Raw genomic sequence first — 13906 nt, forward strand, 5'->3', positions numbered from 1 at the left:
GGCAGGCTGGCGTCGGGGCGATCGGCCCGGGGGCGCAATGGACGGCCGGAGGCGGCCATGGGGGGCACACGATGAACGGGGAAGGGGAATGAGGGTTCGATTCACCGACGATGCGCGCGACCGCTGGCGGTTCGCCGGCCTCGGGCTGGCCGCGCTGCTGATCGTCACGGTACCGTCGCTGCTGCTGCTGCGGCTCTCCCACGAGAGCGTCAATGCCGCCAACTGGGTCGCGCACACCCAGGCGGTGAGCGCGCGGCTGTACATCCTGCAGGCCGATATCCGCGATGTGGAATCGGCCGCACTGACCCTTTCCAAGGGGGTCGAATCCGAGGCCCTGCAGCAGCGGCTGCAGCGCGCCGACGATATCAGCGACACCCTGCAGGAGCTGTCCCGGCTGGTCAGCGACAGCCCGGCGCAACTGCTCCGGATCGGACGCATGTCGTCGATGCTGGAGCGGCGCATGGCGCTCGCCAAGCAGATCGCCAGCAGCGCCGAATCGCCGCGCCAGCGCGAGCTGATCAACGAGATGGCCTTCGGCTATCCGGTCCGCGAGATCGCGATGGAGCTGCAGCGCGACGAGAACGAGCTGCTGGTGCAGCGGGTGGCCGCGGCGGTGCGCCAGCAGCGCCTGTCGACGGTGGTCACCTGGGCGACGATGGCCGCGCAGCTGTTGCTGCTGGGGCTGGTGCTGTGGTTGCTGAAACGGCAGATGGGCCACCGTACCCGTGCCGAGCGCAGCATGCTGCAGGCCAGCGCCCGGGCCAGCTCGGTGCTGCAGACGGTGCGCGAGCCGATCGTGCTGCTGGACGGCGAGCAGCGCATCGTGCTGCACAACGCCGCGTTCACCGAGCTCTACAGCGAGGACGGTGCCGACGACGACGTCAACGGCCGGCTGCTGCACACCGTCGGCGACGGGGCCTGGGCCGATGGGATGGTGCGCCAGCGTCTGGCCGACGTGCTGCTGCGCGGCCGCGAACTGTGGGACTACGAGCACGAGCAGCGCGGCGCCGACGGCCGGGTGCGCTTCATGCTGATCAACGCCCGGCGCATGCCGCTGCCCGATACCGAGGACGAGGTGGTGCTGATGACGGTCAGCGACGTCACCCTGCAGCGGGCGGTGCAGTTGCGGGTGGAGGAGCTCAACCGCCAGCTCGAGGGCAAGGTCGCGCAGATGGAGGAAGTGAACAGCGAGCTGGAGGCGTTCAGCTATTCGGTGTCGCACGACCTGCGCGCGCCACTGCGGCACGTGGCGGGCTTCTCCGACAAGCTGGCGCGGCACCTGGGCGAGGACGCCGACGACAAGGCCCAGCATTACCTCAAGGTCATCGGCGATGCCGCCCAGCGCATGGCCGCGCTGATCGACGACCTGCTGGTCTACTCCCGGCTCGGGCGCGGTGCCATGCGCATGCAGGCGGTGGACATGCAGTCGCTGGTGGCGGACACCCGCGCGATGCTCGACTCCAACCTGCGCACCGAGAGCGAGGCGGACAGCGACGCACGCAGCGTGCAATGGAACATCGGCCCGCTGCCGGTGATGGTCGCCGACGAGAACATGATGCGGCAGGTGTGGCTGAACCTGCTCGGCAATGCGGTCAAGTACACCGCCGGCCGCGAGCACGCGGTGATCGACGTGTCCGCGCAGCAGCTGCCCGACGGCAGCCAGCAGTTCACAGTGTGTGACAACGGTGCTGGCTTCGACATGCAGTACGCAGGCAAGCTGTTCGGCGTGTTCCAGCGGTTGCACAAGGCCAGCGATTACCCGGGGACGGGCATCGGCCTGGCCAGCGTACGCCGGGTGCTCACCCGCCACGGCGGGCGCATCTGGGCCGAAGCGCAGCTGGGCCAGGGCGCGACCTTCCATTTCGTTCTTCCCCCCTCCGCGCCCGACGCGCACAGCTGAGGTCCACCCCGCATGAATCCGCTCCGTACCATCCTCATTGCCGAAGACAGTCCCGCCGATGCCGAGATGGCGATCGACGCGCTGCGCGACGCGCGCCTGGCCAATCCCATCGTGCATGTCGAGGACGGCGTGGAGGCACTGGACTTCCTGCTGCGGCGCGGCGCCTGGTCCGACCGCGAGGAAGGGCTGCCGGCGGTGCTGCTGCTGGACATCAAGATGCCGCGCATGGACGGCCTGGAGGTGCTGCAGCGGATCCGCGCCGAGGAGGACCTCAAGCGCCTGCCGGTGGTGATCCTGTCGTCCTCGCGCGAGGAAAGCGACCTGGCCCGCAGCTGGGACCTGGGCGTGAACGCCTACGTGGTCAAGCCGGTGGACGTCGACCAGTTCTTCAATGCGGTCAAGACGCTCGGGACCTTCTGGGCGGTCATCAACCAGGCCCCCGAGCTGGAGTAAGCCGTCATGCCCAACAAGGGAACCCCGTTGGGCCCGCTGCGCATCCTGCTGGTCGAGGATTCGGCCGAGGATGCGGAACTGCTGTGCGACCAGGTGCTCGATGCCGGCCTGGAGGCCGGTTTCGAGCGGGTCGACAACGAAGAGGCGATGCGCGCGCTGCTGGCGCGCTGGACGCCGGACATCGTGCTGTCCGACCTGAGCATGCCGGGGTTCTCCGGCTACCAGGCGCTGCGCATCCTGCGCGAACTGCATCCGCTGGTGCCCTTCATCTTCGTGTCCGGGACGATGGGCGAGGAGACCGCGGTGCAGGCCCTGCACGAAGGCGCCAACGACTACATCATCAAGCACCAGCCGGCGCGGCTGCCGTCGGCGGTGGCGCGCGCCATCCGCGAGGCGCGGCGCGAGATGGAACGGTTGCGGGTCGAGGACGAGCTGATGCGCGCCCAGCGGCTGGAGAGCCTGGCGCTGCTGGCCGCCGGCCTGAGCCATGACCTGCGCAACATCCTGCAGCCGCTGCTGATCGTCCCGGACCTGATCCGCGACCGCAGCGAGGACCCCAAGGTGGTGCGGCTGGCCGATGTGATCGCCGAGTGCGGGCGCCGCGGCCACGAGATGGTCGAGTCCATGCTGTCCTTCGTGCGCGGCTCGCGCCTGCCCAGCGAACGCATCGTCCTGCACCGGCTGTTCCAGGCCGTGGGCATGCTGCTCAAGAGCAGCCTGCCGGGCAATGTCGACCTGCACCTGGAGGTGCGCGACGACCGGCTGGCGGTGGAGGGCAACTACACCGAACTGCAGCAGGTGCTGCTGAACCTCGCGCTCAACGCGATCCAGGCCATGCCCGAGGGCGGCTGCCTGACCCTGCTGGCCGAGCGCGAGCCGGCCACCGGGGGCGAGCGCCTGCGGATCAGCGTGCAGGACCAGGGCACGGGCATGGACGAGGCGACCGTGGCGCGGCTGTTCAGCCCGTTCTTCACCACCAAGGCCAACGGCACCGGCCTGGGGCTGATGTCGTGCAAGCGCATCGTCGAGAGCCTGGGCGGACAGATCACGGTGCGCAGCCGCCTGCGCGAGGGCACCCGTTTCGACCTGCTGCTGCCGCTGCCGGCGGCGGTGGCACCGGCGCCGCGCGATGGCGCCATGCCGGTGCTCCCGGCCGGACGCGGCCAGCCGATCCTGATCGTGGACGACGAGGCCACGCGCCTGTCGCTGCTCGGCAACGCCCTGGCCAGCCAGGGCTACCGCGTGCGGCTGGCGGCCGACGGCGCGGCGGCGATGCGCCACCTGCAGGAGGCCGGGATGCCGGAGGTGGTGCTGGTGGACAGCGGCATCACCCTGCTGTCGGCGGGCCAGCTGCTCTCGGAGATGCAGGCCATGGGGTATGGCGGCCCGGCGATCGTGCTCGAGGAAAAGGACAACGAGGCCTTCGCCGACGGCCTGGCGCCCTCGGGAATCAGCGTGCATGTCCTGCCGCGGCCGCTGGAGATGCAGCGCGTGTTCCGCGCCGTGGCCGACGCGCTCGGCAGCCATTGACGCCGGCCCGGCGCGGACCGCGGGGTCCGTGCGGCCGGCCGCTGCACTATCATGTGCGCCCGATTCCCGCGCGTGGCGGCCTGCCACGACGAGCCGACCTCCGATGACGACCGTGCTATTGAGCCTGGGCAGCAACGTGCGCCCGCACCACCATCTGCAGGCGGCGGTGGAGGTGCTGCGCGCACGTTTCGGGACGCTCGTGGTGTCCCCGGCCTACCGCACGCCGGCGGTCGGGTTCGAGGGCCCGGACTTCCTCAACAACGCGGTCCTGCTGGAGACCGACCTGCCGCTGCCGGTGCTGGACGCCTGGCTGCACGCGGTGGAGGACGCCCATGGCCGCGACCGCAGCGGCCCGCGTTTCAGCGACCGTACCCTGGACATCGACGTGGTGTATTACGGCGACCTGGTGGTCGAAGGGCCGGGCCACCTGCGCATTCCGCGGCCCGAACTCAAGCATGCCTTCGTGCTCAAGCCCCTGGCCGATATCGCCCCGGACTTCATCGACCCGGTCCGCGGCCTCAGCCTGCGGCAGCTGTGGGACGCGCATCCCCAGCACGGCGACGCATTCGACACCGTCGACCTGGCCGCCCCCGGACCGTCGCTGTAGAGCGGGGCCGCCGCCCCATGAAGCCCGCCGGGCATGGCCCGGCGCCACAGGCGGCTTCCCGCATCCGTTGTAGAGCGGGGCAATGCCCCGCGGGCGCCGTCCCATGAAACCCGCCGGGCATGGCCCGGCGCTACAGGCGGCTGTCCGCATCCGTTGTAGAGCGGGGCCGTGCCCCGCGCGCGCCGTCCCATGAAACCCCGCCGGGCATGGCCCGGCGCTACAGGCGGCTGTCCGCATCCGTTGTAGAGCGGGGCCGTGCCCCGCGCGCGCCGTCCCATGAAACCCCGCCGGGCATGGCCCGGCGCCACAGGCGGCTATCCGCATCCGTTGTAGAGCGGGGCCGTGCCCCGCTGGCGCGGTCCCATGAAACCCCGCCAGCTTGCTCAGGTCAGGGTCCGTCCGCCATCCAGGCGCAGTGTCTGGCCGGTGATGTAGCCGGCGTCGTCGAGCAGCCAGCGCACCGCCGCGGCGATCTCGTGGGGGGTGCCGATGCGGGCCATCGGCGTGCGGGCCATCAGGACCTGCTTGGCCTGTTCGCTCTTGCCCTGTTCCGGCCACAGGATCGCGCCGGGCGCCACGGCGTTCACGCGCACGTGCGGGGCGAGCTCCAGCGCCAGTGCACGGGTCACCATCTCCAGTGCGGCCTTGGCCGCGGAATACGCCGGGTGGTCGCGCAGTGGCTGGCTGGCGTGCAGGTCGGTCAGGTTGACGATGGCGCCGCGCTGGCGGTGCAGGTGCGGGGCGGCGGCCTGGGCGAGCAGGAACGGTGCGCGCGCGTTGACCGCGAACAGCGCATCCCATTGCGCGGCCTCGACCGTCCCCAGGGGAGTGGGGAAGAAGTTGGATGCGTTGTTGACCAGGGCGTCGAGGCGGCCGAAATGCGCCACCGCCTGTTCCACCAGGTCGGGCAGCGCCTGCGGGTCGTCAAGGTCGGCCTGCAGCGCCAGCACGCTGCCCGGACGTTCGCTTTCCAGGTCGAAGGCCAGGGCCTGCAGCTCCTCGCCGGAACGGTGCGCATGCAGCGCCAGGCGGTAGCCGTGGGCATGCAGGTGGCGGGCGATGGCCGCGCCGATGCGGCGCGCGCTTCCGGTGACCAGGGCGACCCGTTGGGGATCCGTCATCTGCGTTTTCCTCGCTCGGCTATCCTGTGCATTGTCCCCGCAAACCGCCGCTCCATGCATTCCGACCTGCCCCTGCCCGATTCCGACGCGCTGGCCCACAGTGCGCAGCTGGCCGCGCACCTGCGCGCCGAGATCCTTGCCCAGGGCGGTGCGATGCCGTTCTCGCGCTTCATGGAGCTGGCGCTGTACGCGCCGGGCTGGGGCTACTACAGCGCCGGTGCCCGCAAGTTCGGCAGCGGCGGCGATTTCCTCACCGCGCCGGAGATGGGGGCGCTGTTCGCGCAGGCCACCGCCAATGCCCTGGCTCCCGCATTGCGGGCGCTGGGGCCGCAGGCGCGGATGCTGGAACTGGGCGGGGGCAGCGGCGCGTTCGCCGAGGCGGTGCTCAAGCGCCTGGCGGTGCTGGAGGCGCTGCCGGCGCGCTACGCCATCCTCGAACCCAGCGCCGACCTGCGCGAGCGCCAGCGCGAGCGCCTGCAGGGCGCGCTGGCACCGGAGCTGGGTGCGCGGGTGGAGTGGCTGGACGGCCCGTTCCAGGATGCCTGGGAGGGCGTGCTGTTCGCCAACGAGGTGATCGACGCGCTGCCGACCCCGCGGTTCCTGGTCGAGGGCGGCGAGGTCTACGAGGAAACCGTGGAGCTGGACGGCGAAGCGCGCTTCGTGCGCGGCGTGCAGCCGGCCGACCTGCTGCTGCATGGCGCGGTGCGCCATGTCGAACGCGATCTGCAACGGCCGTTCGCCGACGGTTACCGCTCCGAAGTGCTGCCGCAGCTGCCGTACTGGATCCAGGCGGTGGCCGGCGGCCTGCGCCGCGGCGCGCTGCTGTTCGCCGACTATGGCTACGCGCGGTCGGAGTTCTACCAGGACGACCGTCGCGACGGCACCCTGCGGGCGTTCTACCGCCACCATGTGCACAACGATGTGCTGCGCTGGCCGGGCCTGCAGGACATCACCGCGTCGGTGGATTTCACCGCGCTGGCCGAGGCCGGCACCGGCGCCGGCTTCGACCTGGCCGGCTACAGCCACCAGGCCGGCTTCCTGCTCGGCAACGGCATCGCCGCCCTGCTGGAGGACGCCGCCGAGGGCGCCGACGAGCCGGAGCGCATGCGCCTGCGCGACCAGTTCAAGCGCCTGACCCTGCCGACCGAGATGGGCGAGCGCTTCCAGGTGATGGGTTTCAGCCGTGACGTGGACCTGTCGGCGGCGTTTGCGATGGGCGACCTGACCTGGCGCCTGTGAACCGCGGGCCCGTGCACGGAGGCGATGCGGGGCGGGCGTTGCGCCGGCTGCCGTTGAAGCCGTTGCGCAACCTGCCGTTCTGGAGCGGGTTGTGGGCGCTGGCGGTGCTGGTGGTGATCGTGGCGTGCCTGGTGCCGCCGCCGCCGTTGCCGGCGCTGCCGGAGAACGGCGACAAGGCCGAGCACTTCATCGCCTACCTGCTGCTGTCGGCCAGCGCCGTGCAGCTGTTCCGGCCGGGCCGCCCGGTGTGGACGGCCGGCCTGGCGCTGGTGGCGCTGGGCATCGGCATCGAGGTGGCGCAGGGGACGCTGACCGCGACCCGTAGCGCCGATCCCTACGATGTCCTGGCCAACACCCTCGGCGTGGCTGCGGGGCTGGCGACCGCGCTGACACCGCTGCGCGACCTGTTGCTGCGGCTGCAGCCGCGCGCCTAGCCGCGGGCGCCGGGACGGCTCCCGGCGCCACCGCGCATGGACGCTGCGGCCCCGGCCCGCGGTGCTACGGGCGCAGGACCACCTGCTTGAGTACCCACATCGCCGGACGGGTGTCGCCGCTGAAGGTCATGCACAGGTCCGCGCGGCCACCGGCCGGCACCCGCAGCGGGGCGTGCAGGGTGATGAAGCCGTCGGCGTCGGGGGCCGCGGGGAGCGGCACGCTGGCCAGCAGCGGTCCATCGCAGCCGTCGCGGACCTCGAACTCGCCATGCGCGGCCACCGCCGGCCGGAAACCGCGCTTGGCTTCCTCTTCGCGCAGCAGCCCGAAGTTGTAGGGAATGCGTCCGGCCCGGACCTGGACCGAGGCGATGTCCTGCACCTGTGCGTCCTCCCACAGCCAGCAGGGGTTGAAGAGGGTCACGTCGAAGGTCTCGCGCGGTCCGTCGACGGGGGTGTCGTCCTCCAGCCGCAGCAGCAGGCGGCCGCCCTGCGGGCACTGGGCCAGGGTCTTGTCGGTGCGGGTGAGCAGCGAGGCCGCATCCAGCGTCCACCGGCTGGCGCTGTCGGCCAGCGGCCTGCCGTCGACGAAGGTCGCGGCCTTGAGGTCCGTGGGGACCTGCAGCGTCAAGGGCGCGGTGTAGGCCGGTGACCGGGCCGTCGGTGCGCTGCCGTCGGTGGTGTAGCGGATGTCGGCATAGCCCAGCGGATTGGCCAGCTCGACCTGTACGCGGTTGCCGGCGCGGTCGTCATGGCGCTGCATCGCCACCGACAGGGCGGTCTGGCCGTAGGCGATGCCCAGCGCCCTGTAGCGCTGCAGCTGGGCCGGCAGGCGCTCGAGGAAGCCGTCGTAGTCCTTGTGCCGGGCCGGCGTCCAGGCGATCTCCGCGAGCGCCGCCAGGCGCGGGAACAGGTTGTGCTGCAGCCGCTCCCAGGTGCGGGTGTGCTCGGTCCACATGTTGGCCTGCACCCCGAGGATGTGGTGCCGCTGTCCGGCCGGCAGTGCCGCCGGCACCGGGTCGAACGCATAGATCTTCTGCATCGGGGTGAACTTCGGCCGGCCCGGCGGCTCGTCCGGCAGGTCGGTCTGCAGGAAGTCCAGGTACAGCGTGTCGCCGGGGGTCATCACCACGTCGTGGCCCTGGCTGGCGGCGACGATGCCGCCGTCGATGCCGCGCCAGGACATCACCGTGGCCTGCGGCGGCAGCCCGCCCTCGATGATCTCGTCCCAGCCGACCAGCCGGCGGCCGTGCTCCTCCAGGAAGCTCTCCAGCCGCTTGAGCATGTACGACTGCAGGGCCTCCTCGTCCTTGAGGCCGAGGGCACGGAGATGCGCCTGTACCGCGGGCGAGGCCTGCCACTGGTACTTGACCGCCTCGTCGCCGCCGAGGTGTACATAGGGGCCGGGGAACAGGTCGATCACTTCGGCCAGCACGCCTTCCAGGAACTGCAGGGTCTCTTCGCGCGGGTTGAACAGGTACGGGTTCACGCCCCAGTCGTGCGATGGCTGGGTGGGGCCGTCGACCACGCCGTGTTCGGGATAGGCCGCGACCGCCGCCTGGGCGTGGCCGGGCACGTCGATCTCGGGGACGACGGTGATGTGGCGGGCGGCGGCATAGGCCACCACGTCGCGGATCTGCGCCTGGGTGTAATGGCCGCAGTACAGGTCGGGGGTGCCGTCGGCCCTGCGGCCGGCCTCGCCCTGCGGCACGCGGCAGCCACCGATCTCGGTGAGCCTGGGGTAGCGCTTGATCTCGATGCGCCAGCCCTGGTCGTCGGTCAGGTGCCAGTGGAAGGTGTTGAGCTTATGCGTGGCCATGACGTCGAGCAGTGCCTTGACCTGGTCCACGCTCCAGAAGTGGCGGGCCGAGTCGAGCATCACCCCGCGCCAGGCGAAGCGCGGCGCGTCCTCGATGCGCATCGCCGGCAGAGCGACCGCATCGGCGCGCGGGCCGGCCATCAGCTGCCACAGCGACATCGCGCCGTTGAACAGGCCATGGGCGTCGCCGGCCTCGATGCGCACGCCGTCCTCGCCGACGTGCAGCACATAGGCTTCGGGCGAGGTGTCCTTGCGTGGTGCGGCCAGGATGAAGTGGATGCCGGCGGTGGCCGGGTCGCCGCTGTCCACCGGCAGGTCGAAGGCGGTGGTGCGGGCGAGCAGGTCGGCGAACTGGCGGGCGACCCCGTCGGCGGCCCCCGCGCGGGCATGGATGCGGGTGGTGGCGGTCACCACGAACTGGCCGGATTCGGGGGTCAGCGAGACCGGAAGGGGAATCAGCGCGGGGCTGGCGGCAACCGGCGGGGCGACGGCCGGCGCTTGCCGGGCGCAGCCGGCGGCCAGGGCCAGCAGCGTGGCCAGGGCGGCGGCGTGCCGCAGCGCGGCAGGTCTGTTTCGGATCATCGTGTGGCGCTCCCGGGACGGCCGGGGCCGGAACGCCGCCGGCACCCGTCCGGAAAAAACGGGCCTGGAAATCCAGGCCCGTTGGAGGAAAGAAACCGCAATCAGCAGATCGGACGCATGCCGTGCCTCAGAAGGCGAAGCGCAGCGAGGCCATGTAGCGCCGGCCGCTGAGGTAGGCGCCACGGGTGAGCTGTTCCACGCCGGAGTAGGAGTGGTACTTCTCGTCCAGCAGGTTCATCGCATCCAGGCCGACGCTGAGGTTCTCGTTGATCCGGACGTTGACCGAGGCATCCAGCGAGGCGTACTTCATGGTCCACAGGTCGCGGCCGCCGCTGACCTGGGTGAAGTACTTGTCGCGCCAGCCGTAGGTCAGGCGGGTGCTGACGTGTTCGTTCTCGAAGAACGGGCTGATGTTGAACTGGTTCTTCGAGTTGAACGGCAGCGGCCGGCCGCCGGTGGCTTCGCCATCGGAATAGGTGTAGTTGGCGATGACGCCGAAGCCCATGCCGAAGTTCTGCTGCCAGGCCAGCGAGTAGCCCTTGATCTTGGCGTCGCCGGCATTGCGCGGACGGTCGACCAGGTAGGTGTCGTCCTTGTTCTGGTTCTGGTTCCAGTGAACTTCCGGGGTCGATTCGGTGAGGATGTAGTCGGACACGTCGCGGTAGAACAGCGAGCCGGCGACGATGGCGTTGTCGGAGAAGTACCACTCGGCCGAGAAGTCCAGGTTGGTGGACAGGTACGGCTTGAGGTTGGGGTTGCCGCCGCCGCCGGTCAGCGCGGTGTCGGACAGCCACAGGTACGAGGAGACGTCGGTGTAGTTCGGGCGCGCCATGGTCTTGGCGGCCGAGAAGCGCAGCACCAGCGAATCGGTGGCGTCGTAGACCAGGTTCAGGTTCGGAAGCACGTTGTTGTACTTGTTCTTCTTCACCACCGGGTCGTAGGAAGCGGCCAGCTTGTCGGCCGACCAGCTCGGCTCGGTGCAGCCGGCCAGGCCGGTGTTGCACTCGTAGCTGCCCGATTCCAGCTCGGTGCGCACATAGCGCACGCCGACGTTGCCGCGCAGGCGGTCGAAGCTGAAGTCGGCCTGCACGTAGGCGGCGCCGATGTCCTCTTCGATCGACCAGTTGTTGCGGGCGAACTCTTCGGCGCTGAACGGCGACACCACCGGCATCGTCTGCCACGGCGCCAGCCAGTCACCGCTGCTGATGTAGTCGGCCAGCTTCCAGCCGTCGATGGTGAAGCGCTTGCCGAGGTCGCCGTAGCCGCTGAAGCCCTTGAGGTAGTTGTTGGGCAGGTCGCGCGGGGCGAAGTCGGAGGCCTTGGCGTCACCGTAGCCGGCGACCGAGGCCAGACCGATGCCCTGCTGGATCTGGGTGGTCTCGTGCTTGCGCTGCTTGTAGCCGAAGCGCAGCAGGTACACCGGCGAATCGAGCTTCAGGCCGAAGTCCACCTGGCCGTAGGTCTCCTTGTCGGTGGTCGGCTTGTCGACCAGGTTGCCGCCCCAGCCGGTGTTCCAGGTGGGCTGGCTCGGGTCCGCGCCCCAGCCGCCGTCCATCTGGAACTGGTCCGGGTTCACGAACGGGTTGGCGCCGGTGAAGTGGACGCTGCCGGGGTTGCGCGGGGCGTCCTCGATCGACCAGGTGTAGTCGGTGCGCGCCAGGAACTCGCCGAACACCTGCTTCGGGCCACCGTCGGCCTTGGTGCGGCCGAGCTGGGTGGAGGCGAACCAGCGTTCGTCGTTCCAGTCCAGCTTGATGTCGTAGGTCTCGGACTCGACGTTGGCACGGCGGTTCTGCAGGTCGAACACCACCAGGCCGTTCTTGTGGCTGGCCTTGGTGATCAGGCCGTCCCTGACGGTGATGTCGCTGAGCGACTTGAGGCTGTTCCAGGTATTGCCCTGGTGGGTGAACATCGACTGCGCCATGTGGTCGAAGCTGGCGTCGATCTTCAGCGCGTTCAGCTCGATGTTCATCTGTTCGACCGGCTTGAACTGCAGCGCCAGCGAGTAGGTCTTGCGCTCGCGCTCCTGCTCGAAGAAGTGGGCGCTGGTCGCGTTCGGGCCGACGGCGTCGGGGTTGGCGTACAGGGTGTCGGCGCAGGCGCCGGTGCAGGTCGGGGCCGAGGTCGGCTGCGAGCCGTCCGGGTTCGGCGCCACCGACCAGTCGATCGGCAGGTTGGTCACCGAACCGTTGGCGCCGCTGTTGCCGCCGTCGATGTACTCGCCGGCGCGGATGTGGCCATAGGCCTCGACACCGTCGCGGCGGATGCTCTCGTTGGAGACCTGCGCGGAGACGATGATGCCGAAGTTGTCGGCGGCGTTCTTCCAGGCGAAGGCGGCCGAGGCATTGGGGTCGGTCTTCTTGACGCGGTCGTTGCGGCCGTAGCTGACGCGCCCGGAGACGCTGACCTTCTCCGGCATGTCCAGCGGCTTGCGGGTGAAGACGATCACGGTACCGCCGATGGAACCTTCGTCGATGCGCGCTTCCGGCGACTTGAACACCTCGATCTTGCCGACCAGTTCCGGGGCCAGCAGCGAGTAGTTGAACGTGCGGGTCGGGAAGTCGGACATGTTCCAGTCGCCCGACGCGATGGCCTGGCCGTTGAGCAGGGTACGGTTCAACGCCGGGTCGGTACCGAGGATCGAGACCTTCTCGCCCTGGCCGTAGGCACGGTCGATGGTCACGCCGGGGATGATGGTCATGGCCTCGGCCACGTTGGTGGCCGGGAACTTGCCGACGTCCTCGGCGGTGATCACGTCGACGATCGCGTCGGCATTGCGCTTGGTTTCGAGCGACTGCTGCAGGCTGGCGCGGATGCCGGTGACGACGACGCGGTCAAGGTCGGTCGCTTCGCTGGCGGCGCCGGCATCCTGCGCGTGAGCGGAGAAGCTCAGGCAGGTGACGATCGCGGCGGACAGTACGGACTTGCGGTACCTCATGATGTCTCTCCTCATCATTGCTGGGTTGTTGGGTTGAACGGCGGTGCGGTAGGGCGGTCGTGCGTGGGCCGGGACGGAACGGAAGGCGGGGTGCGCCTGCGGCGTGTCCGGACAGGGACGCCGCGCGGGGTCAGGTGGCGCGGTGCTGCAGGTACCAGCTTGCGGCGCCGATGACGCCCAGCTGCCCGTGCTCGACCAGCTTCACGGGAATGCGCTGCAGCGCCCGCGTCATCGGCCCCTTGTTGAGGAAGCGTTCGACGAAGGTGCTGCCGAGCAGGAAGGGGCCGAGCTTTGGCAGGATGCCGCCGGCCAGGTAGATGCCGCCCTGGATGCCGTAGAGCAGGGCCATGTCGCCGATGGTGGAGCCGAGGATTCCGCAGAACAGGTGCAGGGTGTCCACGGCCAGCGGATCGCTGCCCTCGCAGGCGGCGGCGCTGACGGCGTCGGGGGTGGTGTGCACGGGGGCGTTGCCGCGTACCGCGCACAGGGCGTTGTAGAGGTTGAGCAGGCCGGGCCCGGACAGGGCGCCGTGCTCGATGGAGACGTGTCCGCGCCCGCGCAGCATGTGCTGCAGGACGGCCATCTCCAGTTCGTTGCCGGCGGCCAGGGAGGCCTGTCCGGCTTCGGTGGCGAGCACGACCGAGCGCATGCCGACGGGGATCCAGACGGCGGCGCCCAGGCCGGTGCCGGGTCCGACGACGAGGGTGGGGCCGCGCTGGGTTTCGGCCGGTCCGGCCAGCTGCAGGACCTGGCTGCCGTCGATGTGGGCGGCGGCGTGGGCGACGGCCTCGAAATCGTTGACGAGGTGGACGGCGCGGAAGCCGAGGTCCTCGCGGATGCGGTTGGCCGACAGCGGCCAGGGCAGGTTGGCCGACAGCACGGTGCCGTCGGCCAGGGCATGGCCGGCGCTGGCGATGACGCAGTCGCGCACGCCGGGGGTCTCGGCACGCAGGTCGGCCAGGATCTGGCCGAGGCCGGGATGGTCGGCGCCGCGGTACTGGCGGTAGGCCAGGACATCGATGGCATCACCCTGCCCGGTGGGCCGGACCACGCCGACGCGGACGTGGGTGCCGCCGACATCGGCGGCGATCAGCGGCGCGGCCGATGTGGCCGTCTGCGGCTGGACTGGTTTGACGCTCGCGACCACACCTTCTCCCCGTGAATCGGCAGCCCCCCCTGGATGGCGCTGCGGCACCGGGAGTGTCGGCGCCTCATGACAACGATGTCAAGTCATGCCGCACAAAATTTTCACATCGCGACAGCGGCCCGGACACTGCGTATCCCGA

General features: G+C 70.2%; 10 protein-coding genes. 6 read left to right on the forward strand and 4 right to left on the reverse strand.

The genetic code is table 11. The features are described from left to right. Positions 1-88 precede the first annotated feature (88 nt). From K5L01_RS10360 to folK, 4 genes are all read left to right on the forward strand, one after another. Complete coding sequence (locus tag K5L01_RS10360) at positions 89-1900, forward strand: sensor histidine kinase (protein ID WP_250064316.1); 1812 nt, start codon at positions 89-91, stop codon at positions 1898-1900. A gap of 12 nt (positions 1901-1912) precedes the next feature. After that, entirely contained in the window at positions 1913-2353 is a 441-nt protein-coding gene (locus K5L01_RS10365; protein WP_250064317.1) for a response regulator, read from the forward strand. A 6-nt stretch (positions 2354-2359) separates the two neighbouring features. Continuing rightward, positions 2360-3883, forward strand: a complete 1524-nt coding sequence (locus K5L01_RS10370; RefSeq protein WP_250064318.1) for a hybrid sensor histidine kinase/response regulator — start codon at positions 2360-2362, stop codon at positions 3881-3883. Between the two features lie 103 nt (positions 3884-3986). Beyond that, positions 3987-4490 carry a 2-amino-4-hydroxy-6-hydroxymethyldihydropteridine diphosphokinase gene (folK, locus tag K5L01_RS10375; protein ID WP_250064319.1) on the forward strand — a complete coding sequence of 168 codons (504 nt, stop codon included), beginning with the start codon at positions 3987-3989 and terminating at the stop codon, positions 4488-4490. Positions 4491-4873: 383 nt separating this feature from the next. Here folK and K5L01_RS10380 read toward each other — a convergent pair whose 3' ends face one another. Continuing rightward, a complete protein-coding gene (locus K5L01_RS10380; RefSeq protein WP_250064320.1) occupies positions 4874-5611 on the reverse strand; it encodes a pteridine reductase in 738 nt (245 codons plus the stop codon). 54 nt (positions 5612-5665) lie between these two features. Between K5L01_RS10380 and K5L01_RS10385 the strand changes: the two genes are divergently transcribed. Both K5L01_RS10385 and K5L01_RS10390 read left to right on the forward strand, forming a co-directional pair. After that, positions 5666-6850 carry a class I SAM-dependent methyltransferase gene (locus tag K5L01_RS10385; RefSeq protein ID WP_250064321.1) on the forward strand — a complete coding sequence of 395 codons (1185 nt, stop codon included), beginning with the start codon at positions 5666-5668 and terminating at the stop codon, positions 6848-6850. 11 nt (positions 6851-6861) lie between these two features. After that, complete coding sequence (locus tag K5L01_RS10390) at positions 6862-7284, forward strand: VanZ family protein (protein ID WP_425603880.1); 423 nt, start codon at positions 6862-6864, stop codon at positions 7282-7284. Between the two features lie 64 nt (positions 7285-7348). On the opposite strand, the gene K5L01_RS10395 is transcribed toward K5L01_RS10390, so the two are convergent. The 3 genes from K5L01_RS10395 to K5L01_RS10405 all read right to left on the reverse strand — a co-directional run bounded on the left by K5L01_RS10395 (position 7349) and on the right by K5L01_RS10405 (position 13767). Continuing rightward, positions 7349-9682 carry a family 20 glycosylhydrolase gene (locus K5L01_RS10395; protein ID WP_250064322.1) on the reverse strand — a complete coding sequence of 778 codons (2334 nt, stop codon included), beginning with the start codon at positions 9680-9682 and terminating at the stop codon, positions 7349-7351. Positions 9683-9809: 127 nt separating this feature from the next. Then, entirely contained in the window at positions 9810-12620 is a 2811-nt protein-coding gene (locus K5L01_RS10400; protein ID WP_250064323.1) for a TonB-dependent receptor, read from the reverse strand. Positions 12621-12750: 130 nt separating this feature from the next. After that, on the reverse strand, positions 12751-13767 hold the full coding sequence (locus K5L01_RS10405) for a glucokinase family protein (RefSeq protein WP_250064324.1): 1017 nt from the start codon (positions 13765-13767) through the stop codon (positions 12751-12753). Positions 13768-13906 lie beyond the last annotated feature (139 nt).

The organism is Stenotrophomonas mori, assembly GCF_023556335.1.
GTDB lineage: Bacteria > Pseudomonadota > Gammaproteobacteria > Xanthomonadales > Xanthomonadaceae > Stenotrophomonas > Stenotrophomonas mori.